Origin of the sequence: Klebsiella sp. GW_Kp181, from assembly GCF_040062315.1 — a bacterium.
In the GTDB taxonomy this organism is placed as follows: domain Bacteria; phylum Pseudomonadota; class Gammaproteobacteria; order Enterobacterales; family Enterobacteriaceae; genus Klebsiella; species Klebsiella oxytoca.
Genome location: NZ_JBEAFR010000054.1, coordinates 150,697 through 174,564, shown reverse-complemented (window position 1 = coordinate 174,564; position 23,868 = coordinate 150,697). Strand labels below are relative to the sequence as shown.

The 23,868-nt window shown below is 56.7% G+C and carries 23 protein-coding genes and 1 pseudogene; 12 read left to right on the top strand and 12 right to left on the bottom strand.

Going from position 1 to position 23,868, the window contains the following annotated elements; translation table 11 throughout:
* Positions 1-308 precede the first annotated feature (308 nt).
* Positions 309-521 carry a cold-shock protein gene (locus ABLV11_RS12975; protein ID WP_004100844.1) on the bottom strand — a complete coding sequence of 71 codons (213 nt, stop codon included), beginning with the start codon at positions 519-521 and terminating at the stop codon, positions 309-311.
* Between the two features lie 447 nt (positions 522-968).
* Here ABLV11_RS12975 and ABLV11_RS12970 point away from each other — a divergent pair, with 447 nt between their 5' ends.
* Positions 969-1,196 (top strand): cold-shock protein, encoded by a 228-nt coding sequence (locus ABLV11_RS12970; protein WP_004100846.1) that lies wholly within the window; start codon positions 969-971, stop codon positions 1,194-1,196.
* Between the two features lie 244 nt (positions 1,197-1,440).
* Here ABLV11_RS12970 and lysM read toward each other — a convergent pair whose 3' ends face one another.
* Complete coding sequence (gene lysM, locus ABLV11_RS12965) at positions 1,441-1,893, bottom strand: peptidoglycan-binding protein LysM (protein ID WP_126488887.1); 453 nt, start codon at positions 1,891-1,893, stop codon at positions 1,441-1,443.
* A 390-nt stretch (positions 1,894-2,283) separates the two neighbouring features.
* On the opposite strand from lysM, the gene ABLV11_RS12960 reads away from it, so the two are divergent.
* Both ABLV11_RS12960 and ABLV11_RS12955 read left to right on the top strand, forming a co-directional pair.
* A complete protein-coding gene (locus ABLV11_RS12960) occupies positions 2,284-2,661 on the top strand; it encodes a RidA family protein (protein WP_004112002.1) in 378 nt (125 codons plus the stop codon).
* 177 nt (positions 2,662-2,838) lie between these two features.
* Complete coding sequence (locus ABLV11_RS12955) at positions 2,839-3,867, top strand: LLM class flavin-dependent oxidoreductase (RefSeq protein WP_134882565.1); 1,029 nt, start codon at positions 2,839-2,841, stop codon at positions 3,865-3,867.
* A gap of 51 nt (positions 3,868-3,918) precedes the next feature.
* Here ABLV11_RS12955 and ABLV11_RS12950 read toward each other — a convergent pair whose 3' ends face one another.
* The 5 genes from ABLV11_RS12950 to ABLV11_RS12930 form a co-directional block, all read right to left on the bottom strand.
* A complete protein-coding gene (locus ABLV11_RS12950; protein ID WP_004112004.1) occupies positions 3,919-4,254 on the bottom strand; it encodes a gamma-glutamylcyclotransferase family protein in 336 nt (111 codons plus the stop codon).
* A gap of 105 nt (positions 4,255-4,359) precedes the next feature.
* Positions 4,360-5,118: a thiol:disulfide interchange protein DsbG gene (dsbG, locus tag ABLV11_RS12945; RefSeq protein ID WP_004100860.1), complete on the bottom strand. Its 759-nt coding sequence runs from the start codon at positions 5,116-5,118 to the stop codon at positions 4,360-4,362.
* A gap of 39 nt (positions 5,119-5,157) precedes the next feature.
* Entirely contained in the window at positions 5,158-5,880 is a 723-nt protein-coding gene (locus tag ABLV11_RS12940) for a DsbA family protein (RefSeq protein WP_004100861.1), read from the bottom strand.
* Positions 5,881-5,886: 6 nt separating this feature from the next.
* Complete coding sequence (locus ABLV11_RS12935) at positions 5,887-7,911, bottom strand: protein-disulfide reductase DsbD domain-containing protein (RefSeq protein WP_126488888.1); 2,025 nt, start codon at positions 7,909-7,911, stop codon at positions 5,887-5,889.
* 48 nt (positions 7,912-7,959) lie between these two features.
* On the bottom strand, positions 7,960-8,340 hold the full coding sequence (locus tag ABLV11_RS12930; RefSeq protein WP_126488889.1) for a hypothetical protein: 381 nt from the start codon (positions 8,338-8,340) through the stop codon (positions 7,960-7,962).
* A gap of 948 nt (positions 8,341-9,288) precedes the next feature.
* On the opposite strand from ABLV11_RS12930, the gene leuO reads away from it, so the two are divergent.
* Both leuO and ABLV11_RS12920 read left to right on the top strand, forming a co-directional pair.
* Complete coding sequence (leuO, locus tag ABLV11_RS12925; protein WP_004100865.1) at positions 9,289-10,236, top strand: transcriptional regulator LeuO; 948 nt, start codon at positions 9,289-9,291, stop codon at positions 10,234-10,236.
* A 312-nt stretch (positions 10,237-10,548) separates the two neighbouring features.
* The gene (locus ABLV11_RS12920) at positions 10,549-11,028 is read left to right on the top strand and encodes a hypothetical protein (protein WP_348855339.1); all 480 of its coding nucleotides are present in this window, start codon (positions 10,549-10,551) and stop codon (positions 11,026-11,028) included.
* A gap of 185 nt (positions 11,029-11,213) precedes the next feature.
* Here the strand turns inward: ABLV11_RS12920 and ABLV11_RS12915 are convergent, their stop codons facing one another.
* Together ABLV11_RS12915 and hpxD are read right to left on the bottom strand one after the other, a co-directional pair.
* Positions 11,214-12,182, bottom strand: coding sequence for a PDR/VanB family oxidoreductase (locus ABLV11_RS12915; RefSeq protein ID WP_004100867.1), 969 nt, complete (start codon positions 12,180-12,182; stop codon positions 11,214-11,216).
* Between the two features lie 13 nt (positions 12,183-12,195).
* Positions 12,196-13,233: a molybdenum cofactor-independent xanthine hydroxylase subunit HpxD gene (hpxD, locus tag ABLV11_RS12910; RefSeq protein ID WP_024273997.1), complete on the bottom strand. Its 1,038-nt coding sequence runs from the start codon at positions 13,231-13,233 to the stop codon at positions 12,196-12,198.
* A 125-nt stretch (positions 13,234-13,358) separates the two neighbouring features.
* Here hpxD and hpxR point away from each other — a divergent pair, with 125 nt between their 5' ends.
* On the top strand, positions 13,359-14,291 hold the full coding sequence (gene hpxR, locus ABLV11_RS12905) for a LysR family hpxDE operon transcriptional regulator HpxR (protein WP_004100870.1): 933 nt from the start codon (positions 13,359-13,361) through the stop codon (positions 14,289-14,291).
* A gap of 268 nt (positions 14,292-14,559) precedes the next feature.
* On the opposite strand, the gene hpxO is transcribed toward hpxR, so the two are convergent.
* Positions 14,560-15,714 carry an FAD-dependent urate hydroxylase HpxO gene (gene hpxO, locus ABLV11_RS12900; RefSeq protein WP_047720007.1) on the bottom strand — a complete coding sequence of 385 codons (1,155 nt, stop codon included), beginning with the start codon at positions 15,712-15,714 and terminating at the stop codon, positions 14,560-14,562.
* A 346-nt stretch (positions 15,715-16,060) separates the two neighbouring features.
* On the opposite strand from hpxO, the gene ABLV11_RS12895 reads away from it, so the two are divergent.
* From ABLV11_RS12895 to uraH, 3 genes are read left to right on the top strand one after another with little or no spacing between them, the layout of a single operon-like run.
* Positions 16,061-17,443: a nucleobase:cation symporter-2 family protein gene (locus ABLV11_RS12895; protein ID WP_032728017.1), complete on the top strand. Its 1,383-nt coding sequence runs from the start codon at positions 16,061-16,063 to the stop codon at positions 17,441-17,443.
* Positions 17,421-17,921, top strand: a complete 501-nt coding sequence (gene uraD / locus ABLV11_RS12890; RefSeq protein WP_004100882.1) for a 2-oxo-4-hydroxy-4-carboxy-5-ureidoimidazoline decarboxylase — start codon at positions 17,421-17,423, stop codon at positions 17,919-17,921. Before ABLV11_RS12895 ends, uraD begins: the two co-directional genes overlap by 23 nt.
* Positions 17,918-18,244: a hydroxyisourate hydrolase gene (gene uraH / locus ABLV11_RS12885; protein ID WP_224330020.1), complete on the top strand. Its 327-nt coding sequence runs from the start codon at positions 17,918-17,920 to the stop codon at positions 18,242-18,244. Before uraD ends, uraH begins: the two co-directional genes overlap by 4 nt.
* A gap of 147 nt (positions 18,245-18,391) precedes the next feature.
* On the opposite strand, the gene guaD is transcribed toward uraH, so the two are convergent.
* Positions 18,392-19,711: a guanine deaminase gene (gene guaD / locus ABLV11_RS12880; protein WP_348855337.1), complete on the bottom strand. Its 1,320-nt coding sequence runs from the start codon at positions 19,709-19,711 to the stop codon at positions 18,392-18,394.
* A 109-nt stretch (positions 19,712-19,820) separates the two neighbouring features.
* Positions 19,821-21,308, bottom strand: coding sequence for an NCS1 family nucleobase:cation symporter-1 (locus ABLV11_RS12875; protein ID WP_023320685.1), 1,488 nt, complete (start codon positions 21,306-21,308; stop codon positions 19,821-19,823).
* A 143-nt stretch (positions 21,309-21,451) separates the two neighbouring features.
* Here ABLV11_RS12875 and ABLV11_RS12870 point away from each other — a divergent pair, with 143 nt between their 5' ends.
* From ABLV11_RS12870 to puuE, 3 genes and pseudogenes are all read left to right on the top strand, one after another.
* Positions 21,452-22,168 carry a GntR family transcriptional regulator gene (locus ABLV11_RS12870; protein WP_004100889.1) on the top strand — a complete coding sequence of 239 codons (717 nt, stop codon included), beginning with the start codon at positions 21,452-21,454 and terminating at the stop codon, positions 22,166-22,168.
* A pseudogene (gene hpxA / locus ABLV11_RS12865) lies at positions 22,168-23,043 on the top strand (allantoin racemase). Before ABLV11_RS12870 ends, hpxA begins: the two are co-directional and overlap by 1 nt.
* Positions 22,928-23,860, top strand: a complete 933-nt coding sequence (gene puuE, locus ABLV11_RS12860) for an allantoinase PuuE (protein WP_348855330.1) — start codon at positions 22,928-22,930, stop codon at positions 23,858-23,860. Before hpxA ends, puuE begins: the two are co-directional and overlap by 116 nt.
* The last annotated feature ends 8 nt before the right edge of the window (positions 23,861-23,868 follow it).

Sequence of the window (23,868 nt, the reverse complement as noted above, 5' to 3'; positions counted from 1 at the left end):
TCACTGGCAGCATGAACGATACGCACTGTACACTCTTATCTTTTTAATTGCTGAAGTCGCTCGCCGTTAATTTAAAACGAGGTTTGCGTTCTTTGCCGGTGGCTTAAGGTATTACGACTCTAAACGGGAGCATTTATTGTTGCAAAGAGATATACCAGTGGGAGGGGTTATAGCAATACTCGGGGGGCGTCATTTGGGGGGGGGGGTTATCGAAAGCATGAAAATAGCAGAATGACGCGATTATCTCAAAAACTCTCATTATAAATAACCCCGACGTGTTGTCAGGGTCATTAAAGCAGGAGCGCGCTTTAAACAGCGTAGACGTTACCCGCTGAAGGACCCTTCTGGCCATCTTCAATGGTGAATTCGACTTTCTGGCCTTCGCTCAGGGTCTTAAAGCCACCGCTCTGGATAGCAGAAAAATGGACGAAAACATCCTTGCTACCGTTGTCCGGAGTGATGAAACCAAAACCTTTTGATTCGTTAAACCATTTTACTAAACCAGTCATTTTATTAGACATAGATAATACCTCAACATATCTGAGCCTTACGGCGAAAAGGGTTTTCGCACAGAATCTAATTAATAACGATAAGGAGACTCAAAAGGAAGAATTATCAACGGATAACACTTAAGATGAGGACTGCTTTACTAAACCGCTTTATTATGTCTGTATGCTAAACCGACCCCTCATTAGTCACACACATCACTATAGATAGCAAGACTTATTTCCAGGTAAATATCCTGATAAAGCTTTTTTGCCGCGCAAGGATATCTGGATGGCTAAAAATTGATTTGCTTATTATCGCTATCCGTGCATTAATGACCGAATCTGTGCGCGATAAACGAACATCAAACTCTACTGAGCAGTTCTCATGACCAGGCGCTATCGCTGATATCCCCTCCTTTTGAGTCCAAAATTTGATCCTGTACGTTTCTCTCAATTTCATGCTGTGTAACTGGAGGGAGTATGTCCTCAAGAATTAAAGGTCTGGTGAAGTGGTATAATGAATCGAAGGGGTTTGGTTTCATCTCTCCTCTTGATGGCAGCAAAGATATCGCCGTTAATTACTCAGCGCTTCACGGCGATAACTTTAATACCCTCTTTGAAGGGCAAAAAGTTGAATTCGCCATACATCGCGGTGATAAAGGTCCAGCGGCGACGAAAGTTATTCTGTGCGATAAAGAGATATTTTAGAACGATGACCATGAGAGGAGAGGGCATCGATTGTGCCATCTCGACGGCTGCGGTTCGCCGTGGCAGAAGCCATCCCTAACTGACAGAAAAATTATCTCTCCCGGCCACTAAAGCGGCCTGTGATGCTGCCAGGCAGAATGCCCTGATAAACGTTCACATGGCTGAGAGTGAATTACCGACCAGCAAACCGGCCGGTAATTAACGAAGTGTGGTGAGTGAACTGACGGAAGCTTAGCGAAATAACTTACTGCTTCGCCGGGATAATCAGCACCTGACCCGGATAGATCTTATCGGGATGCGTCAGCATCGGTTTATTGGCTTCAAAAATACGCTGATAGTCATTAGCCGAGCCGTACATCGCTTTTGAGATGGCGCTCAGGGTATCGCCGGATTTCACCGTGTAATAACGGCTTTCCGCTCTGCTCTGCGTCACATTAACGCTATCATTGACCTGGCCTACCCCGGTGACGTTACCCACCGCCACCAGAATTTTTTCTTTATCTTCCTGTGAGCCGACGTCGCCCGTTATCGTTGCGGTGCCATCGTCCGCGACATCAATATTCACTTTTTCAGCGCCGGGCAGGTTAAGGTCATCAATGTGTTTTTTCAGCTTTTCGGCCCGATCTTCCTTGCTGCCGCCAGATACCGCATCCCAGATTTTCTCGCCCGCGTCTTTCACAAAACTTAATAATCCCATCGTTCCATACCTCCATTACTGCTTCATGATTAATATTTTCATCAGACCCAATAATCCAATATCCAATATAGATAAGTGCAGGATGCCTCCACCGTAGCGGCAACGTCTTAAAGAAGCGCAACCTGCCATTGAAGTATATGCAATAAGCGTCAAAGTGCAGGATATTTGCCTTAAATTCTCCGCGATGGCGCGGCATCAACGCTAGTCATCACGGCCATTATGCGATCCGTTTTGCAACGATATCGGTACCGTAGCAACGCCTTGCCAGGCTGCGAAGAGAGCATAGATAAGGGCTGTAATGCTATTTTTTGCCAGGAGGAGACATACTGAATGCCTTAGCTAAAGCATGTTAGGATGGCGACTCGTTTCCTCTTAAATAAGGATGTCAGCATGAGCAAGGTGGTACGGAAAAATTATCCTCAACTGGGTGAAGTCAAGGCTCCCTACGTTCACTCGGTAACGCACGGAAACACGCTCTATATTTCAGGGTTAACCGCGTTCGGCACGCAGGCGCAGCAGGGGAGCATCGCCGCCCAGGCGGAGGAGATCTTTAAGCAGATCAGAACCATCGCTGACGCAGAAGGCGTTGATTTTTCATCCCTGATTAAAGTCACTATTTTTATAACCTCATTTGCTGAGATCGACGCATTACGCCGGGTTCTCTATCAAAACTACGGTGACCATCTGCCTGCCAGCTCTCTCATTGAAGTCAGCCGCCTCTTTTCACCCGACCTTAAAATTGAAATTGAAGCGATTTTCGGCCTCTGAAGGACGGCCCATGGCCGGGAGGCGGCAAATAGCTTTATCAATTTATTTGAAGCATTCGGTTAAACAAACGATATTTATTCTCACCTGGTTACGCGTAGAGTAGTGGGATACGCGGCAGACACGCTTGTCATAAGGCGCGCTCTACCGACGACTCCCTGCAAACCAGGAAACTTCGTCATGAAAAAGATTGGCTTTTTATCATTTGGTCACTGGACGCCGTCGCCGCAGTCCGGAGCGCGTTCAGCCGCTGATGCGCTGTTACAATCCATCGACCTTGCCGTCGCCGCCGAAGAACTGGGCGCGGACGGCGCCTATTTCAGGGTGCATCATTTCGCTCGCCAGCTCAGTTCCCCGTTTCCCCTGCTGGCTGCGATAGGGGCGAAAACCAAAAAAATTGAAATCGGCACCGGCGTGATCGATATGCGTTATGAAAACCCGCTGTATATGGCAGAGGATGCGGGTGCGGCGGACCTCATCTCCGGTGGCCGCCTGCAGCTTGGTATCAGCCGCGGCTCTCCGGAGCAGGTTATTGATGGCTGGCGCTATTTTGGTTACGTCCCGGGCGAAGGCGAAAATGAGTCGGATATGGCGCGTCGTCACACCGAAGTGCTGCTGGACGTCCTGCGCGGGGAAGGTTTTGCGAAACCCAATCCGCAGCCTATGTTCCCCAACCCGCCGGGGCTGCTGCGTCTGGAACCGCATTCCGAAGGTCTGCGCGAACGAATCTGGTGGGGCGCCGGTTCGAATGCTACCGCGAAGTGGGCGGCAACGCTGGGTATGAACCTGCAAAGTTCGACGTTGAAGGATGATGAAACCGGGGAACCGTTTCACATTCAGCAGGCGAAACAGATCCGCGCCTATCGCGAAGCCTGGGCACAGGCGGGCCATACCCGTACGCCGCGCGTCTCGGTTAGCCGCAGCATTTTCGCCCTGATGGACGATCGCGATCGTCTCTATTTCGGTTCAGGCCGTGACGAGAGTGATTCGATCGGTTTCCTCGATGAGAAAACCCGCGCTATTTTCGGTCGCAGCTACGCCGCAGAGCCGGACAAGCTCATCACGCAGCTGAAACAGGATGAGGCCATCGCCGAAGCGGATACGCTGCTGTTGACGGTGCCGAACCAGCTGGGCGTGGAATATAATGCGCATGTCATTGAGTCGATTCTGAAGCACGTTGCGCCGGCAATGGGCTGGCGCGATGCCTGAGTTAGTCGCGGTCGATGCCCCGCCGGCAATCGCTGTGCGGGGCGAAATCGTCTACGGGATCCTCTTCGGCTGTAGCTGGTAGGTCCAGGCGGTCACTCGCTGACCCTCATCGGTGGTGACTTCAACAGCAACGCGATCGTAGCCCTCTTCGAACGCATCCAGCATGGCCCAATGGGCCTCGAGATTCGCCGACAGAAACAGAAAGCCGGGCACCCGGGGGCCGTTTTTGTCGAGAACAATGCCCGGAAAATCTGCCGCCGCTCCCCAGCCGCGTTCATAAAAGGTGCCGGTGACGTAGCCTGGCTGCCACTCTCCGCCAATGTTGTCCATAATATGGGCGTTAGAGTGGCCCGGACGCAGCGTGCCGTAGACAAATAAGCGTTCCATTATCCCTCATTAACTCAAGCGTTGAAGACCCAAACGGGCAGAACAGGCCATAAAATACGAACTCTGGCCTGGGTTGGCAAGGCGCCCCGCAGAGCGCCTTATCTGTCAGGGCGCTGGCCCGAACATCTCCCGCAGCTGCTGTTCGTCGGGCATGCCGATGACCTGCTGGAGCTCGTTCTGCTCATTCATGTAATAAATAGCCGGCGTCGCGCTGGCGCCCAAATCATCCATCAGTTTTTGATGATGCTGAAGAAGATTAAAGGTGTCGCGTGGAGTAACGCCCTCAAAATGCGGCACTTTTTTGCCGCCTGAAAGCTCATACTCTCGCCACGCGGCGGCCGGATCGCGCGCGTTCAGGATCGCCGTTGCGTATCTGCCGCTTTTCGGATTGAGAAAAGCAACGAGCAGGGTATTTAGCTGGACCTTGCCCGCTTTTACCCACGGCTGCGCCGCCGACCAGAACGCTTTGCACCAGGGGCAGAAAGGATCGGCAAAGACAATGATTTTTCTGGCAGCCGAATCCGCGCCTTCCTTCAGCGGACGAGCATTATTCAGCGTCTGCCACATTTTGCGGCCTGAAGGGGTATAGATGGCTTCCTGAAAATAGGCCTCGCTAAGGTTTTTACCTTTTTCGTCATACAGATATCCAGAAATCACGTGCTTTCCGTCCGGCGTCAAAAACAGGGTCACCCCCATATCCTGATACTGGCCGATCCACCCTTTTACCCCGCCGGGCGAATCGATCTCTTTAATCATGGCGATCCCTTGCTGTTCGCCAAAATTTTTCACTATCTGAGGGAGAGCTTCCCCGGCAGATGCCAGGCCCGGCATTATCCAGGCCGCCAGCAGTAGAATATATTTCATCACATTACCTCTGAATTCCGGGGGCCCCCCCGGAGAGGGTTACTGTTTTTTCAGCGCGTCGCTGACCATGGCGTCAAATTGCTCCCAGGGGATCCAGCCCGACAGCATCTCGTCGCCGACGATTGTGGCTGGCGTACCCTGAATGCTGAGTTTTTCGGCCACCAGCAGGCTTTGCTTAATCGTCGCCAGGCTTTGTTCATCCGGCGTTGCTACGCTGACCCCGGCCTTCGTCTTGGCTTGCTCAATGCTGGCGCCGTCGTGATATCCCTTTTTTGCCATCAGGATATGGTTAAATTTCACAAACTGTTCAGGATGCGCACGCCACAGAGTTAGCGCAGCCCTTGCCGAAGTCAGCGAACTTTCAGAACGCCAGGGCAGAAATTTAAAGACCACGGCAACATCCGGATATTTCTCGACAATCTTCTGCAGATACGGGTCAAACTTTTTGCAATACGGGCAGTTGTGATCCGTAAAGACGACCAGCGTCAGCTTCGGTCGCTGCGCGCCGATACGCGGCGAGTTGGGATCGTGAAAGATAACATCGCCGTACTGAGTAAGAACCTGCTGAAGCTGTTCCTGCCCGGCAAGGGCATTCTGCCGATCGAGCTTTTCGGCGGCGGCGATCAAGATTTCGGGATGATTAAGCAGCGTCTCCTGCACCAGTGCCTGGACGCGAGCCTCCTGCGCAGGGGTCAGCGGCGAAGATGCCAGTGTCGGCAAAGAGGCCGAAAGAAGAGTGAAAGCGAGCAGCGTTTTTTTCATCGTAAATTAACCTTTGGCACGGCTGAGGGCGTTGAGGACGGTTTGTTTATCGAGCAGCGGCGACAGTATGTCGCCTTGCGGCTGGCCTGGGCCGTAGACCTGATTAAACGGAATGGCGTAGCGATTTCTGCTTTGCAGGAAACGGGCGATCGGTTCGGAGGGCAGACTCCAGTCACCGCGCAGTGCCACCACGTCGGGCTGGGAGAGCGCGCTGATGATGGCGGGCTGATTTAATACCCGATGTTCATTCACTTTGCACGTCACGCACCAGTCGGCCGAAATATCGACAAAGACCCGTTTGCCCGCCGCCAGCGCGTTCTGGATAGCCTCCTCGCTAAGGGGCTGCCAGCGGATCGGCTGAGCCATTGCCTCCGTGGTAGCGCGCGCGGGCTCCCCTGCCAGCAGGCCGCGAAGCTGGAAGCCGGCAAACGCCGCCAGCGCAATAATCACCAGCCAGAAGGCAGATGTCGTACGCTTATGGGTTACCCGTAGGGCGGCCAGCGCCGCCAGGGTAAGAACTAGCGCAATAATGCCGCCGGGGGTCTCACCCAAATGGAGGCCCAGCAGCGTCGTCAGCCAAAAACTGGAGGCCAGCATCATGAGGCCGAGCGCCATTTTCAGTGAATTCATCCAGCGACCGGGGCGCGGGATCAGAGCGGCCGACCCGGGCAACAGGGCGACGAATAGCCAGGGGATGGCCATACCCAGCCCGAGCGCCAGGAAAATTAGCCACAGTTCCTGCAGTGGGGCAGCAAGCGCAAAAGCGACGGCGGTCCCCAGGAAGGGGGCAGAGCAGGGGGTCGCCAGCAGCGTGGCAAAAATGCCTTCACAGAAACTGCCCGCCATGCCGGTGCCGCCGGCGGTCGCCATCCGGTTAACGGCTGATGACGGTAGCAGCACCTCGAAGACGCCAAACAGGTTGAGCGAAAAGATAAACGTAACGGCAATCATTAAGCCGATAAACCAGGGGTTCTGGAACTGGATCCCCCAGCCCAGGGACGCGCCGGTAAGCTTCAGTATCGTTACCATCAGCGCCAACAGGACAAATGAGGTCAGAATACCTGCGCTGGTAGCAAGAAAACGCCGCCCGATCGCGCGCTTATCTGACCCGGACTGCAGCACGGCGCTGAGCTTCATGCCCATTACCGGCAACACGCAGGGCATCAGGTTAAGAATTAATCCGCCGATCAGGGCAAAAAGCAGCATCTTCCAGAGGCTAACCGTTGAGGTTGGCGCAAGATCTGCGCCGATCGTCAGACTGGTCTGCTGCGCCTTTGCGCCATTTGTCAGCACCAACGACAGCGCTTTCCCCGCAAGGGTTGCGGGCTCTTCTCCCCATTCATTGGTTACCGGTACCGTTACCTTGAGGCTGGCGCCCTCGGTACGGAGGCGCGGAGCGCCAGCGATTATCCCGCCCTCCATGGGATCAAAAAAGATAGCGGGTTTTTTCCACTCACCGACCGTGGTGGCGGTTATCACCAGGTCGCTGCCGACCCGATGCGCGGCGAGATCGCCCGACACGCCTTTATCAGTCGGAATGGTTCGCATCGCCTGTGCAAAAGCCTCCTGAAAACCGGCAGTGGCGGGCTGACTCAAATCCAGACGCAGCCTGTAGTCGGTTAACAAACAGACGTTGCTGCAGGTGGATAGCGTGAGCGTACCGTCCAGCAGGTCGCCGGGAACGGCGGTGATGATTATCGGGATAACGACCCGCTGATGGTAGCCCTGGGTCGTCAGACCGGAAATCTCGAACCTTGAGGGAACCGGCCAGTACCACTGCGCCTGTTCACCGTTATGCCAGACGATTTGCGGGGCGAGGCCGCCCTCACCTGGCGAGCGCCAGTAAGTTTTCCAGCCGGACGCCAGCTCAATAGAGAGCAGGGCGTCTATCCGATCGTTCTCTTTCTCCGCCTGGAAGCGGACCCGGGCGTGGTCGTTCTGTGGGGATGTCAGCCATCCGGTGTCTGCCGCATGAGCAACGCTCGCGCAGGTCAGCAACAGGAAGACGAGGCCCCTGAAGATATTCAGCATTATTTTCTCCGTGAATTAAAAAATTAATCGTTTAAAAAAACGATTTTTTCATTCACGGAAAACGCAGTTTTTGAGATGAATTCGTAGCGTGGGCGGCCGAACGGGATCGACCCGGAAGACCCAGGCACGTGCCGCGGCAGTCAGCTGAAGCAGAGTAAGGAACAGAATGATGGCCGGTAAGGCGCCATCGAAGAACAGCGGCTGCGCGCAGAGCAGAGATTTGGCGCTCAGCTGACAGGGAGAGGGCCCTTGCTCAGCTTCATCCGCTGGCGGCTGCTGCGACAGCGCGCTGACGGCGGGTTCCTCAACCTGGCGCGCGGCGTTGTCCAAAAAATGGTGTACATAGACCGCCCGCTGAACAAGGCAAATAGCCATGACCAGGCAAGTCAATACCAAAAACCATTTTCCAGGAAGCTGACGATTGCGCATAGGTGACCCGTACGTTTCAGAACCGAGGATCATAAACAATACTTATCAATGTTCAAGAGGGTACCGTGTAAGGTTTTGTCTGTCTGCTTAACGGGGCGGCGACTTTCCAGCAGATAGCGCTGTCACAGGGATATTTCATGCATTTATATTATTTACATGGCTAATTATTCTCGATACCATGCGCGCCGCTCTTCGTTATCGGCACGCCGCTGCTGACGTTGAGCGATTAGCATCTGACCGCCATTAGCTCATCAGGAAGAGCGAACGACGTACGTTGTAGGGAACGGGGTTCGAGGCCTCGATGGCGGCCCAAATCCGATTTAGCCCACTGATTAACATTGCACACCTGGCAACCGCCGACCGTCCGTCAGCCTTTCCCGGTCATGACGCGCACTAAAGACGCTAGCGCTGAAATTAACGATTTCTTTATCACAGTCCGATAATCGCTTTATGACGATTACTACATTGAGGTGACCATTACGCGTGTAATAGTTTCCGTTGTCAGTTATTCATCGCGATGGAATGTTAATGAAAAGTATTATTGGTTACCGCCGGTAAATTAATATCTGGATTTTGGTTTTTTCTGCGATTTACCTAAGAACATCTTAATAATTTCAATGAGAATTAACTTATTCGGATTAAGTCGCGTATTTTTCAGAAATTTCACCACTTTTTATATGGTATTCTCTTTTGTTCAAGGAGTGAACGAAAGGAAAAATAATGCTTTACCGCTATGCCGTTTTCTCCAGAAAACACAACACGTTTCATATTCTTCTGCTGTTTACCATTTTACTAATAAGTTTCGTCCATTTGAGCGTGCTGCTGGAAACCGATAACACATGGCTACTGTGGCCGATGATGATTTATCTGCCTGTTTTTTTGCTTTGGCGAAAGGTCTCAGTGTTACGAAGCAGGATCGCTGATTAATGTGCTGGTGGAGTTCCCTACATGAGTGAAAATACAATATCTAAACCAACCTCTGAACCGAAAGTCCTGCAGCCCGTATTACGGAAAGTCGATCTTAACCTGCTGACTATTTTCGATACCGTTATGCAAGAGCAAAGCTTAACCAAGGCGGCACAAACGCTCGGCATGTCTCAGCCAGCGGTGAGCAGTGCGGTATCGCGCCTCAAGGTGCTGTTTAAGGATGAACTGTTTGTCCGCAACGGTCGTGGGATTAAACCGACCGATCGCGCCTTTCAGCTATTCGGCTCGGTTCGACGCGCTCTGCAACTGGTGCAAAATGAGCTACCGGATACGCTGTTCGATCCGCTGGACTGCGAACGTATTTATCATCTTTGCGTCTGTAGCCCGCTGGATAACTATCTGACACCGCTTATTTTTAACAAAGTGAGCGAGATTGCGCCTCGGGTCAGTCTCTCCTTTAAATCTACCCTAAGCCAGCAGGTCATCAACCAGCTTCGCTATCAGGAAGTTGAATTTGTTCTCGATTACAACAAGTTCAACCACCCGGAGTTCACCAGCATCCCGCTGTTCAACGATCGCATGGTGCTGGTGGCCAGGCGGAATCATCCGCGTATTGCATCGCCGTTGACCGAGCAGGATATTTATCGCGAGCAGCACGCTACCGTCGCGCTGGATCGCTATGCCTCATTCAGCCATCCCTGGTATAGCTCTGAGGAACAGCAGGCCTGCGTCGCATTCCACGGAAACGCCATGGTCAGCGTGCTGAGCGTGGTGTCGCAAACCAATATGGTGGCCATCGCGCCTGAGTGGCTGGCCAAAGAGTTTGAAGAACAGTTTGCGCTCCAGCTGCTGCCGCTGCCTTTAGAAATGAACAGTCGCACCTGCTATCTTTCATGGCATGAAACGGCGGCCCAGGAGAGGAGCCACCGCTGGATGGCGGAATTGCTGATTAACATTTGCCAGCGTTAATGCTATTGCAAAAAATGCCTGGTGGCACGCCAGGTATTTTATGACTCCTTAATCAATCCTGGAACAGAGAAATATAATCATATCTGATTTTTTCGCTTCCTGGCGGCATAATTATCTGACGAAATGCGCTATCTAAATCTTATTCATCTTTAAAACTACATTTAAATATCTTTTTGCAGAAAATTTATCATTTCTCAGGCAGGGGCCACCGACGATTTCTATACTCTGATTATCCAACCGGGCGGCGACCTCAAGCAGAGGATGATGTTAATGGGCACAAAGATAACCATCGCCGTGGCGAGTGCTGCCCTGATGGCTGCGTCGACGGCCGCAGAGGCTGATGAAATCACTCTTTATTCGGTTAATACCGGCTCCTGGATCTATCATCTGTCAAACAATCACGGCCAGTACACCGAGGGCTTTGATAACCAGTTTGCCTCGGTTGAACGCAAGTTCTCCGAGGATTCGAAGTACAGCCTGCTGGTCGGGACGATGAAAAACAGCTTTGACGATCGCTGTATTGCGCTCGGGGTACGCCGCGACTGGGCGTCGTTGGGCAGCGGCTGGGTATTTAAGGGGATTTATGGCTACGTCGGCGAATTTTTCTTCGATGCTTTTGAGCACTGCGGCGACCATGGCTCATATAAGGATTTTAAAGATGCGACCGGCATTGGATTTTCTCCCTATATTTACCATGGTCTCCAGTATAACTTTACCGATTATTTCGGCATCGAAAGCGGAATTATTCTCCCGGCCGTTTTTGTCATCAGCGTGCAGTGGAGTTTTCGTTAATACTGCATACAACATTCGCCAGCCGCGATGTTTTTCATGTATCGCGATAACGCCTTTACTTCATAAGATTATTGCTTGAGGCAATGGAGCCTGTTAAATCGTACTTATTCGTCATTAACCCTCGGTGCCCCCGCTGGCTTATGATTGATTGTATTACGGGCAGGTCACAGGCCAACGCCGCCGGGCTATAAATCAATGCACAAATTCGCTGACCGGCTGCGCGAGCAGCACAGGGCTATCTGCTGCGCGCTGGCGGATTTCTCTGCCTCCGACTGCACGGTATCGCGGTGGTCGACGATGCCTTCAATAACCGGCGTCAGGCAGGCGCCGCAAATCCCCATTTCGCAGGAGAGGGGGACGGCGATGCCGTTCTCCTGGAGGACCTGAGCGATGGTTTTATGCGCGGGTACCGGCCAGCGTTCGCCCGAGGAGGCAAGGATCACGTTAAAGGTGTTTTCCTCTGCGCACGCCGCTGGCGTAGCGACAGGCTGAAAGGCTTCGCTGTGGATCCGCGCTTCCGCCCATCCCTGCGCCAGGGCGGCCCGGTGCGCGGCGGCCATAAATCCTGCCGGCCCGCAGAGATATATCGGCTGCCCGGTATGCGCACTATTCAGCGCCGCATCCAGGTTTTGCCTGGCGCTGCGCCCTTCGCTTGAACAGTGAATTACCACGCTTTCGGCGCTAAATCGCTGTTGCAGTTCGCGGATAAACGCCCCGCGCGCGCGGCTCTTAAGATAGTAGTGCAGGGTAAACGGTACGCCTTCTGCCTCCAGCCTTAGCGCCATGGCATACAGCGGCGTAATCCCGATGCCGGCGGCCAGCAGCGTCACCCGCTCCGCCGCCTGCAGAGGGAACAGATTGCGCGGAGGGGAAATCAACAGCGTCTGGCCGGGGCGCAGCTGCTGATGAATGTAGCGCGAGCCGCCGCGGGATGCGCTGTCGAGGGCCACGCAAATCAGATATCCGTCAGCGACGCTATCAGGGCCGGTAAGCGAATACTGGCGGATAATGCCGCACGGCAGATGAACGTCAATATGCGCGCCGGGCTGCCAGGCAGGGAGCGTCTGACCCTCCGGCGCCACCAGCCTGACGGCGAGGCTCTGGCTTCCCTGACGCCAGAGGCCGTCGACAATGACCTGTAATACCTCATTCATATTGCTGCTCCACTTACACGAGGAAAAAATCGCCGAAGCCCATTTTCTTCAGCCCGCGCCGATAGGCGATGGAGCTGCGGTCGGCAGGAATATGCGCTTCCAGCGTTAAATCCAGCGGCAATCTTTCCGGGCGCTGGGTCTCTACCATCATGCGGTCTTCCTCAAAGACGCGCAGGTTAAAGGCATGGACGTCTTCCACCGGTACGTGCAGATCGAAATTGCGCGCGATGGGCGCGAACATACGGGTAATGCGCGAGGATACCGGCGAGGCGGCGTTCATAATCACCAACCTGGCGTCCCCCGGAAAATGAATCGTCAGGGTGGCGGTAAACGGCAAATGCATTTCAAAATGGCGCAGCCACTGGAAGCCTTCCGGCGCGCGAAATTCGGTGCTGGCGGGATAGTTGCCGACTGAACTCCAGTAATCGGCGATAAACCCAAACGCCGTTTCCTGCGGGTTGTAGTCCGGCACCACCTGGTTATTGGGGTCGGCGAAAGTCCCGGTATGGATCCAGGCAAAATGGGCAACATCAAGAAATCCCTCGACCTGGCGACCCGCAAAACCGTTGACCTCAAAAGCCGGGCAGTTGATTTGCTGAAAGCCATCGTCGTGCCAGTGCGGCATCACCGGCAGCGGCATCGGGTCTTGCGGATCGAAGGCCAGGCAGGTCCAGATCAGGCCATAACGTTCTTCTACCGCAAAGCTGGTGAGGTTGAGTTTCGCCGGTACCGGCTGGTCGGGGCTGGAAGGGATACGGTTGCAGCGGCCATCCTCACCGAAGCGCAGGCCGTGGTACGGGCAGACAATCCCCTCTTCATCGTGAAAACCGAGCGTCAGTGGTACGCCGCGATGGGGGCAGACGTCGCGTGCAACGACCACCTGGCCCTTAATACGATAGATGACCAGCTGTTCATCAAGCAGGGTGGCTTTCACCGGGGCGGGGCCAATATCGCAGGCGCGGGCAACCGGGTGCCAGCATTTTGCCAGGCGCAGCCAGTCCTCTGGCGCAAAGGTGCAGTGGGCGGGTGGGGTAGGTTGTGGTCTGTTCATGGCTTCTCTTCCTGCTCACAAAAATATTTGTTTAATTGTTGTGAGTTTATTGTTGCCATATTAGGGTGTTGACATCCATCAGCAAGAATTCATTCAGCTGTTGCAAAAAAGAGAACAGGTCCACGATGAGCCCATTTTCACGTTTCGCTATCTATTTTACCGAAGTGGCGCGCAGCGGTAGCCTGCGGCGGGCCGGGGAGAAACTGCATATTTCCGCTTCGGCTATCAACCGGCAAATTCTGCAGGCGGAAGAGGATTTCGGCACGCCGCTGTTTGAGCGTCTGCCGGAGGGGCTACGCATGACCACCGCCGGCGAGCTGCTGTACGACAATCTGCTGCGCTGGCAAAAGGAGTTTCAGCTGACGCGGCAAAAGTTTGATGAGCTGCAGGGGCTTAAACGCGGCTCCGTCAGCCTCGGCATGGTGCAGGCGCTGGCGGAAGGGAGCTTTGCCGCCGCGCTGGCGGACATTATCAGCAGCTGGCCATGGCTGGAACTGGATCTGCAGGTGGCGGATAGTCATAGCGTCAGCCAGAAGGTACGGCAGGCGGATCTCGATTTCGGTCTGATTCTCGATCCCGAAGGCCAGGCGGGGCTTAGCGTGCTGGCTTTTGCCGAACTGGAGATGGGGGTGGTGATGTGTCCGGATCACCCTCGGGCGCAGGCTAAAATGCTGTCTTTGGGCGAGCTAAGCGAGGAGCGGCATATTCTTCCCGGCGCGCCGCTGATCGTCCACGAGCGGGTCGCGATGCTCTATCGCCATTATGATTTTTCCCCGACGAACAGCATCAGCTGCAACGATATTCGGTTGATTAAATCGCTGGTGCTTAAAGGCGGCGGCGTGACCCTCCTCAGCCGTCTGGACGTGCTGGAGGAGATCGCGCTCGGCCAGCTGGCGTTTGTCCCGCTGCGCAACCGTCTGCTGCGGCCGCTTACCCTGGCCCTGTGCGCCGCGCCATCACGCCAGCTTTCACGTCCGGCGCAGATGGCGATCCAGAAGCTGACCGCGGTGATGGAGGCGATACAGGGCGGGACAGCGGCTTCCCTCCCGTCTGCGTAAACTGTCCGGCCTGCAATTCTCTGCGGCCTGCTTCCCCGGTGGCGTTGCTGTATGACCGGGCTACGGGTTCCCCGGTGTCTGCGATCCGGTAGCCCGGCTAAGGCGTTTACGCCGCGAGCCGGGAACAGGCCCGGCCTGAAATACTCTGCGATCTGCTTCCCCGGTGGCGCTGCGCTGACCGGGCTACGGGTTCCCCGGCGTCTGCTCACCGGTAGCCCGGCTAAGGCGTTTACGCCGCGAGCCGGGAAGGGGGCTGATGCCAGGATCTTTACCCCAGCGGGCCGCCCTGAATGGTTTCGCACAGGCCGTTGATAATTCGCTCTCCGGTTTCGGATTTCAGCTCCTGATACCAGGCTTCCGTCAGCGCCATATCTTTACCGTGGGTCACATCGCAGCGCTTACGCGCCTTCAGCACCAGGTCGCGCACCCGGTCGCAGCGCTGCGCTTCGTACTGACGCAAAACCCCGCTGATATCGCGGCTCTGGCTGAACACCTCCCCCAGCACCACCGCATCCTCCAGCGCCGCGCAGCCCCCCTGGCCGATATCCGGTGTGGTGCTGTGTCCGGCATCGCCCAGTAGCGCAACTCTGCCGTGAACCAGCTTGGCGAAAGGTTCAATATCGTGGATTTCAATACGGTTGGTGGTCTGCGGGTCGAGGGCGGCGATCAGCGTCTGCACCTGCGGCGCCCAGCCGCTGAAATAGCGGCTGAGATCCGCCCGCAGGGTGCTGCGGTCCTCGGCCAGCCCCGCCGGGAGCGGGACATCAAAGAAAAAGTAAAATCGCCCCCCGGAAACCGGCATCAGCGAAACGCGTTTCCCTTCTCCGACGAAGGTCGTCCACTGATTGCCGGGCGCAATCGCTTCATCAATATTGACCAGACCGTTCCAGTTAACGTAGCCCGCGTAGCGGCGTTCCGGCGTATAGCCGAGCACGTGCGGGCGTAGCGCCGAATGGCTGCCGTCGGCGGCAATCAGAAAATCGCCCTCCGCCATCGATCCGTCGGTAAACCAGACCCGAACGCCGTCGGCGTTTTCTTCGCAGCGGGTAACGCGTTTACCAAACTGCACTGCCTCCCGTCCCCAGAATTTGAGCATTTCGCGCTGCAATTCGGCGCGGGAAACCGGGCAGGGGCGTCCGCCGGTGCGCGCAATCAGCGGAGCGAGGCTAAATTGAGTCAGCGTCTCTCCCCGCAGATACTCCTTGTAGGCCAGAAAATGCATCGGTCCGCCGTAGTTTTCGATAATATCGCCCATGCCTAAATGCTTCATGCACTTGACGCCGTTAGGCCAGATGGAGATGGCCGCGCCCACCGGCTTGATTTCTTTCACCGCTTCAAACACTTCACAGTGGATACCGGCATTTTTTAATGCCACCGCCGCGCTCAGGCCGCCGATTCCGCCGCCGATAACTAATGCTTTCATTTCCTTCTCCTTTACATACGTCGTTATTGGCTTGAGCAATTTGCGTACCACTTTGGCGCAGGCGCTGATTTCGCCGATTCGGGCTCCCCGCTACCGTGCGATTGCACAATGTTGGTGCGCAGAGCGGCTTTTATTGCCTTTTTATGAATCAATAATTTCTAAATTTTCAATTGAGAATCTAATGTTTCATAGGCGCGCCGAGGTCATATAGCGGGAACGTCGCGAAAATGATGTGTTATCTGTTTGAAAAAAATGAATAAAATTAAATGTTGCTCAGATGTGAGTGAGTTTGGCCTGTTTTGTGCACCCGTTCCCGCACGCTTATTCGCAACGGGATGAAACGATCATGTCAGATGAAAAAAACGGCGGCTTACTGTACGGCCTTGAGCAGCGGATCCCGCCGCTCCCGGCCTTTTTTAGCGCCTTACAGCACGTACTCGCCGGGCTGGTAGGCATTATTACGCCGCCGCTGATTATCGGCGCGGCGCTGGGGCTGGGGGAGTGGCTGCCCTATTTGATCAGCATGTCCCTGCTGGCTTCCGGCATCGGGACCTTCCTGCAATCCAACCGCCTGTGGGGGATCGGCGCGGGCATGATCTGTATGCAGGGAACCAGCTTTGCGTTCCTCGGGGTGGCGATTGCCGGCGGTATGTGGGTAAAAGGGCAGGGCGGCACGCCGCAGGATATTATGGCCATGCTGTTTGGCGTCAACTTTGTCGCCGCGCTGGTGCCCTGCCTCGTCAGCCGCTTTATTGAACCGCTGAAGCGTATTTTTACCCCGGTGATTACCGGCAGCGTGATTGCGCTGATCGGCATTAGCCTGATCAAAGTCAGCGTGATTAACTGGTGCGGCGGTGAGCAGGCTAAAGCCTTTGCCAGCACGAGCAATATTGCCCTCGGCGCGGTTACGCTGGGGACCATCGTTCTGCTGAGCTGCGCGAAAAACCGCTGGCTACGCCTCTCGTCGGTGGTGGTGGGGATGGCCGTCGGCTGCGCGGCGGCGGCGCTGAGCGGCTCGTTCCAGCTTAAAGGCGTCGGCGATGTCTGGTTTCGCTTACCGCAGCTGTTCCCGTTTGGTTTCCAGTTCAACAGCGCCATTTTTTTGCCGATTGCCCTGGTGTCGCTGGTGTGCATTCTTGAGGCGGTGGGCGACCTGACGGCCAACTGTCTCATCTCTCAGCAGTCGATTGATGACGAAGCCTTCCGTTCACGGCTGAAAGGCGGCATTCTGGCTGATGGCATCAGCTGCATGGTGGCGGCGATGCTGTGCGCGTTCCCCAATACGACCTTTGCGCAAAACAACGGCGTGATTCAGATGACCGGCGTCGCCAGCCGCTACGTTGGCCGCTACATCGGGGTGATTTTGATTCTGCTGGGTTTGTTTCCGCCGTTCGGCGAGATACTGCGCCAGATCCCGGCGCCGGTGCTGGGCGGCGCGACGATGGTGATGTTTGGCTGCGTTGTGGCGGCGGGGATCCGCATTATCACCCAGAAACCGCTGACCCGCCGCGATATGCTGATCGTCGGTCTGGCCTTTGGTTTTGGTCTCGGCATTGAAGCGGTCCCGGCGTTTCTGACCCACTTCCCGCCGATCGTCGGCAACCTGTTCGGTTCCGCGGCGACCAGCGGCGGGCTGGTGGCGATTGTCCTGAATCTGATTATCCCGGAAGAGAAACCGGCCGCGGCGGCGGCCACAAGGAGTACTGATGATCGCGCTGAATCACTTTAATCAGCTGAGCGGCGAACAGGCCGTCGCCGTGCTGGAACCCTGCGTGGCCGTCTCTGGCTGGGCGGCGACGCTGGCAGCCGGTCGGCCATGGCGCAGCCGCGCGGAACTGCTGGACGCCGCCCAGCGGCTGATGGCAGGTTGGGGGGAAGCGGAGCTGGCTGAGGCGCTGAACGCCCATCCGCGTATCGGCGAAAAGCCCACCGGGCAGCAGGCCCATGCGGCGCTCTCCCGCCAGGAGCAGGGGAGCGTTGATGACCGTGATGCTGCGCTGGCGCAGGCGCTGAAAGAGGGTAACGCCCGCTACGAGGCGCGGTTTGGCCGGGTCTTTTTGATTCGCGCCAAAGGGCGCAGCGGGGAGGAAATCCTGGCGGCGCTGTCGCGTCGGCTGCACAACAGCGATAGCGCAGAAGTACGGGACGCGTTAGCCCAGCTAGGCGAAATTACCTTGTTAAGACTGAAAGGAGCGATTGGCGAATGAGCACCTTAAGCACCCATATTCTCGATATTTCCACCGGCCGACCGGCGCAGGGCGTAAAGATTACGCTGGAGTGCGAAGGCGCGCAGGTTGCCTGCGGCGTCTCCGATGATAACGGCCGCATTGGCGAACTCGGTGCCGGGCCGCTGGCGCCAGGACATTACCGGTTAAGCGCGGAAATTGGCGCGTGGTTTGCCGCCGGCGGGCGCGAGACGCTCTACCTGAGTGCGCAGATTGATTTCGTCATCCGCGAGGAGGCGGATGAGCACTATCATTTACCGTTTTTAATTGCCCCCGGCGGCTGGTCCACCTATCGCGGCAGCTAAATGGCCCCGGCGGCGCTACGCCTGGCAGGGCTACAGGTTCTGAATTTCCCCGGAGGCGGCGCTGCGCGCCTGTCCGGGCTACGAGTTCGGCACTGCCTGTGGTCTGGCAGCCCGGACAGGCACAACGTGCCGCCTCCGGGAAAGGGACTACTCCGCAGCCGCATCTCCCCATACGCGCTCGCCGTTCACCCACGTCTCGCTGATATTACGCTCATCGCCCAGGGTCATCAGGACGAACAGCTGCTCATAGATATCCTTGCAGCGCCCGCCGCGTAACCTTTGCAGCGGCGTGACCGCCGGGTCGATAACCACAAAATCGGCCTCTTTACCGGGCTGGAAATTACCAATCTTCTCATCAAGGCGCAGGGCGCGCGCGCCGCCGAGGGTCGCATGGTAAAACGCTTCGCTGGCGCGCAGACGATAGCTTTGCAGCTGGCTGACCTTATACGCCTCGCCGAGGGTGCGCAGCATACTGAAGGTGGTGCCCGCGCCAACATCGCTACCGATACCCATCCGCACCTTGTTCTGCCAGCAGGCCGGTAAACGAAACAGCCCGCTGCCGAGGAACAGGTTTGACGTCGGGCAGAAGGCCAGCGCCGAACCGGTCTCGTGCAGGCACTGCCACTCCGCATCCGCCAGATGAATACCGTGGGCAAATACGCTGCGCTCGCCGGTCAGTCGATAGTGATGATAAACATCCAGATAGTGTTCATGCTCCGGCCAGAGGCTTTTAACCCACGCCACTTCATTGAGGTTTTCGCTCAGGTGAGTATGCAGCCAGGTATCGGGAAACTCTTCCCGGAGCTGCTGCACCGCCGCCAGCAGCTCCGGCGTTGAGGTCGGCGCGAAGCGCGGCGTAATGGCGTATCCCAGACGGCCGCGCTGGTGCCAGCGCTGAATCAGTTCGCGGGTTTGCCGGTAGCTCTGCTCCGCGCTTTCGCTCAGATATTCCGGTGCGTGGCGGTCCATCATCACTTTCCCGGCGATCAGGCGCATATTGAGGCGCAGCGCTTCGTTAAACAGGGCATCCACCGATTCAGGGTGCAACGTACAAAAGACCAGCGCGGTGGTGGTGCCGTGGCTCAGCAGCTGGTTGACAAAAAATTGCGCGATCTCCGCGGCGTAGTCGGCATCGGCAAACTGGCTCTCCACCGGAAAGGTATAGGTGGTGAGCCACTCCAGCAGCTGCTCACCAAATGCGCCGATCATCTCGGTTTGCGGATAGTGGACGTGGGCATCGACAAAGCCCGGCAGCAGCAGCTTACCGCGCAGGTCGCGATAGCCCTTCTGCGGGTGCAGAAGGCGTTCGCCCTCCTGCCACGGCAGCAGCGCCTGAATGCGTCCGTCGCGAAGAAACAGCACGCCATCCTCCAGATAGCGCGCCTGGCGGGCGATATCGTCGGCGCTCTCGGCAACCTCGGCGATATCGAAAAATGCGCCGCGAACCGCGGCATGGTAGTCAAACATCATAGCTGCCCTGTGGGTAAGCGAAAGGATAGGTGGATAGAGCAAGATTGATGCCAGGTTGTGCGGGCGGAAAGTCGCCGCGACGTGACGCCGCGGCGGGGATGCAGGGTTACTCTTTCTGGGCGAGAGGGCTGAAACCGGCGGTGGCGCCGACGCGTTCGTCGCGGGCGATCCAGCGATAGGCCGCGCCGCTCAGGAAGACGCCGATAAACCAGCTAAAGTTAGCCACTTCGTGCAGGGCCGGAATAAAGCTGATGATCAGGCCAATGGCGACGGAGGGCACCAGCGCGGCGATCGCTTTCGGGTTAAAGCCGTTGCGGTACCAGTACTGGCCCCTGGGCGTGTCGTCAAACAGGTCGTTAACGGAAACCTGCCCGCGCTTAATGATGTAAAAATCCACGATCAGGATGCCGAACAGCGGGCCGATAAACGCTCCCAGCACGTCGAGGGTGTAGTGGATCAGCTCCGGCGAGTTAAACAGGTTCCACGGCGTCAGCAGAATAGACCCTACGGCGGCAATCATCCCGCCGGTGCGGAAGCTGATTTTCTGCGGCGAACAGTTAGAGAAATCGAAGGCCGGAGAGACAAAGTTGGCCACAATATTAATCCCGATGGTGGCGGTGATCATGGTCAGCAGGCCAATGGCGACCGCCAGGTCGTTGCCTACGCGGCTCACGGTCTCAATCGGGTCGGTGATCATGCGGCCAAACAGCGACTGCGTGCCGGAGACAATCACCACGGTCACGATGGAGAACAGCAGGAAGTTAAACGGCAGGCCCCAGCGGTTGCCGCGGCGGATCTCGCCCATGCTTTTGCCATAGCGCGAGAAATCGCCAAAGTTGAGCAGCGGGCCGGAGAAGTACGAGACCACCAGCGCGGTGGCGGTGATCATCTGCCAGGTCTGCTCCCCGGCGCTCAGCGATTTGCTGGCGAGGGTAAAGGAGATCCCGTCAAAACCGGTTTTGTATACAATCCATCCCGCCAGCGCCAGCATCACCACGTAGACCGCCGGGCCGGCGATATCGATAAAGCGCTTGATGGCGTTCATCCCGTGCCAGAACACCATCGCCTGCAGCAGCCACATGGTGGCGAAGCAGAGCCAGCCCAGATGCGACAGGCCCAGGAAGCTGGATGCGGTGAGGGTCGACAGCGACGGCCAGAACTTCAGCAGCACCAGCATCAGCGCGTTAGCGGCGAGATAAGTCTGAATACCGTACCACGCGAAGGCGATAAGCCCGCGGATCACCGCCGGGATATTAGCCCCAAAGACGCCGAACGCCTGACGACAGATCACCGCGTAGGGCACCCCCGCCATCTGGCTGGGCTTTGCCACCAGGTTAGCGCACAGCTGAACGATACAAATCCCCACCAGCAGGCACAGCAGCACCTGCCAGCTCGCAAGACCAAGCGTAAAGAAGCTCGCCGCCACCACGTAGCCTCCCATGCTGTGCACGTCCGACATCCAGAAAGAAAAGATGTTGTACCAGCTCCAGTTCTGGTCGCGCGTCGGCGCCAGATCCTCATTGCAAAGCCGTGGGCTGTATCCAGCGTGGGGATCAGCGGCCTTAACCTGATGCATCGCTTGTGTATTTGGCATGAAACCTGCTCCTGTAAATGAACACCCGTTGAAATGGATTGCTGGTGTCGTTGCAGGATTTGGGCCAAATAGTTAATTTTGTATACAAGAAATCAGTTTTATGTATACGATTCGGTGTCAAAAAGTAAAATTTGGAGTGGTTAATGAACAACCAACAACGGCTGCAGGCCGCGCCAGAGCTGCATGACAAAGACGAGTCCATCTTTCAGGCGCTGATGACCGCTATCGTCGAGCATCAGCTACCGCCGGGCAGCAAACTGCCGGAGGAGGCGCTGGCGGAGGTGTTTGGCGTGAGCCGTACCGGGATCAGAAAAGTGCTGCAGCGACTCGCAACCGTGCAAATGGTCATCCTGACGCCCAAACGTGGTGCACAGGTCGCCAGCCCGACGGTTGAAGAGGCGCAGGCGATCTTCCGTACCCGCGCGCTATTGGAAGTGGCCAACCTGCCGGATGTGCTGGCCCGCTGTCAGCCGCCGCACCTGGCGGCGCTGGAAGCCATCACCCGCCAGGAACAGCTGGCCCACGAAAGCCATGACGGCCCGGCGGCGATTCGCTATTCCGCCGAGTTTCATATTCAGCTGCAGGCGATCTCCGGCAATCAGGTGCTCACTGAGATGGTGACCCGCCTGAGCCAGCGCTCTTCATTAGTTATCGCGGCGTGGGGATCGCCGTGGCGGCAGGGCTGCCGCTGCGACGATCACGAACGGCTGATCCAGCTGCTGCGCGATAAAACGCTGCAGCCCCTGAGCGACGCCTTAAGCCACCATTTTGAACATATTGTCGCCAGTCTCTGCTTTGAGCGTTCTGGCGTGACCCTGCCTGATTTTGCCCGGCTGTTTGCCGGCTATAAGGAGCCGTAATGGCCGCCGTTTGTATACAAATCATCAATCCCAACACCAGCCTGGCCATGACGGAAAGCATCGGCGCCGCCGCGCGGGCGGTTGCCGCGCCGGGAACCGAGATTCTGGCGGTCTGCCCCGGCGAAGGGGTGCCGTCGATAGAGGGCCACTTTGATGAAGCCATCGCCGCTGTCGGCGTGCTCGAGCAAATTAAGGCCGGTCGCCAGCAGGGCGTTGATGGTCACGTAATCGCCTGCTTTGGCGACCCCGGACTGCTGGCGGCGCGCGAGCTGGCGCAGGGACCGGTGGTGGGAATCGCCGAAGCGGCGATGCATATGGCGACGCTGGTGGCCACCCGTTTTTCCATCGTGACCACGCTGCCGCGCACCCTGATTATCGCCCGCCACCTGCTGCACCAGTACGGTTTCCATCACCACTGCGCCGCCCTGCACGCCATTGATTTACCGGTGCTGGCGCTGGAGGACGGTAGTGGTCTGGCGCAGGAGAAGGTGCGCGCGCGCTGTATTCAGGCGCTAAAGGAGGACGGCTGCGGGGCTATCGTACTGGGATGCGGCGGGATGGCGACGCTGGCTCAGGAGCTGACCCGCGAGCTGCGCGTACCGGTAATCGATGGCGTCAGCGCGGCGGTCAAAATGGTTGAGTCGCTGGTGGCGTTAGGCCTGTCGACCAGCAAGCAGGGCGATTTAGCCTTTCCGGAAAGCAAGGCGTTGAGCGGCAAATTTCAGGCATTAACCCCGTTTTAAATGAAAGAGGTGGCAGATGGCATTTTTGGCAGAAGATTACCCGCGCGACCTGCGCGGCTACGGCGGACAGCCGCCGCACGCGCGGTGGCCGAACAACGCGCGCATCGCCGTGCAGTTTGTGCTGAACTATGAAGAGGGCTCGGAGAACCACGTGCTGCACGGCGATGCCGGTTCTGAACAGTTTCTGTCCGATATTATCGGCGCCGCCAGCTATCCTGACCGGCATATGTCGATGGATTCGCTGTATGAGTACGGCAGCCGCGCCGGTTTCTGGCGCATCCATAATGAGTTCAGCAAACGGGGATTGCCGTTGACCGTGTTCGGCGTCGCGATGGCGCTGGCGCGGCATCCCGAGGTGGTCGAGGCGATTAAGAGGGCGAACTATGACGTGGTCAGTCACGGCTGGCGCTGGATCCATTACCAGAATATGCCTATCGAGCAGGAGCGGGAGCATCTTCATAAAGCCGTGCAGGTATTAACCGACCTGTTTGGCAAACCGCCCACCGGCTGGTATACCGGGCGCGACAGCCCCAATACCCGCCAGTTGGTGGTGGAGCACGGTGGTTTTGATTACGACAGCGACTATTATGGCGACGACCTGCCGTTCTGGAGCGAAGTGGCCTGTAGCGACGGTTCGCGTAGGCCGCACCTGATCGTGCCTTATACCCTCGACGCTAACGATATGCGTTTCGCCACTGCCCAGGGGTTCAATACCGCCGAGCAGTTTTATACCTATTTAAAAGACAGCTTCGATGTGCTGTACGCGGAGGGGGCCAGCGCGCCGAAGATGATGTCCATCGGTATGCACTGTCGTTTGCTGGGGCGCCCGGGCCGCTTCCGGGCGCTGCAGCGCTTCCTTGATTATGTGCAGCAGCACGACCAGGTTTGGGTCTGTACCCGTCAGCAGATTGCCGACCACTGGCGCGACGTTCATCCGTTCAGGGGGTAAAGTCGTTC

Bases quoted from the DNA above. Each gene is read 5' to 3' on its own strand.
- ABLV11_RS12975 (WP_004100844.1), bottom strand. From the start codon at position 521: ATGTCTAATAAAATGACTGGTTTAGTAAAATGGTTTAACGAATCAAAA.
- ABLV11_RS12970 (WP_004100846.1), top strand. From the start codon at position 969: ATGTCCTCAAGAATTAAAGGTCTGGTGAAGTGGTATAATGAATCGAAG.
- lysM (WP_126488887.1), bottom strand. From the start codon at position 1,893: ATGGGATTATTAAGTTTTGTGAAAGACGCGGGCGAGAAAATCTGGGAT.
- ABLV11_RS12960 (WP_004112002.1), top strand. From the start codon at position 2,284: ATGAGCAAGGTGGTACGGAAAAATTATCCTCAACTGGGTGAAGTCAAG.
- ABLV11_RS12955 (WP_134882565.1), top strand. From the start codon at position 2,839: ATGAAAAAGATTGGCTTTTTATCATTTGGTCACTGGACGCCGTCGCCG.
- ABLV11_RS12950 (WP_004112004.1), bottom strand. From the start codon at position 4,254: ATGGAACGCTTATTTGTCTACGGCACGCTGCGTCCGGGCCACTCTAAC.
- dsbG (WP_004100860.1), bottom strand. From the start codon at position 5,118: ATGAAATATATTCTACTGCTGGCGGCCTGGATAATGCCGGGCCTGGCA.
- ABLV11_RS12940 (WP_004100861.1), bottom strand. From the start codon at position 5,880: ATGAAAAAAACGCTGCTCGCTTTCACTCTTCTTTCGGCCTCTTTGCCG.
- ABLV11_RS12935 (WP_126488888.1), bottom strand. From the start codon at position 7,911: ATGCTGAATATCTTCAGGGGCCTCGTCTTCCTGTTGCTGACCTGCGCG.
- ABLV11_RS12930 (WP_126488889.1), bottom strand. From the start codon at position 8,340: ATGCGCAATCGTCAGCTTCCTGGAAAATGGTTTTTGGTATTGACTTGC.
- leuO (WP_004100865.1), top strand. From the start codon at position 9,289: ATGAGTGAAAATACAATATCTAAACCAACCTCTGAACCGAAAGTCCTG.
- ABLV11_RS12920 (WP_348855339.1), top strand. From the start codon at position 10,549: ATGGCTGCGTCGACGGCCGCAGAGGCTGATGAAATCACTCTTTATTCG.
- ABLV11_RS12915 (WP_004100867.1), bottom strand. From the start codon at position 12,182: ATGAATGAGGTATTACAGGTCATTGTCGACGGCCTCTGGCGTCAGGGA.
- hpxD (WP_024273997.1), bottom strand. From the start codon at position 13,233: ATGAACAGACCACAACCTACCCCACCCGCCCACTGCACCTTTGCGCCA.
- hpxR (WP_004100870.1), top strand. From the start codon at position 13,359: ATGAGCCCATTTTCACGTTTCGCTATCTATTTTACCGAAGTGGCGCGC.
- hpxO (WP_047720007.1), bottom strand. From the start codon at position 15,714: ATGAAAGCATTAGTTATCGGCGGCGGAATCGGCGGCCTGAGCGCGGCG.
- ABLV11_RS12895 (WP_032728017.1), top strand. From the start codon at position 16,061: ATGTCAGATGAAAAAAACGGCGGCTTACTGTACGGCCTTGAGCAGCGG.
- uraD (WP_004100882.1), top strand. From the start codon at position 17,421: ATGATCGCGCTGAATCACTTTAATCAGCTGAGCGGCGAACAGGCCGTC.
- uraH (WP_224330020.1), top strand. From the start codon at position 17,918: ATGAGCACCTTAAGCACCCATATTCTCGATATTTCCACCGGCCGACCG.
- guaD (WP_348855337.1), bottom strand. From the start codon at position 19,711: ATGTTTGACTACCATGCCGCGGTTCGCGGCGCATTTTTCGATATCGCC.
- ABLV11_RS12875 (WP_023320685.1), bottom strand. From the start codon at position 21,308: ATGCCAAATACACAAGCGATGCATCAGGTTAAGGCCGCTGATCCCCAC.
- ABLV11_RS12870 (WP_004100889.1), top strand. From the start codon at position 21,452: ATGAACAACCAACAACGGCTGCAGGCCGCGCCAGAGCTGCATGACAAA.
- puuE (WP_348855330.1), top strand. From the start codon at position 22,928: ATGGCATTTTTGGCAGAAGATTACCCGCGCGACCTGCGCGGCTACGGC.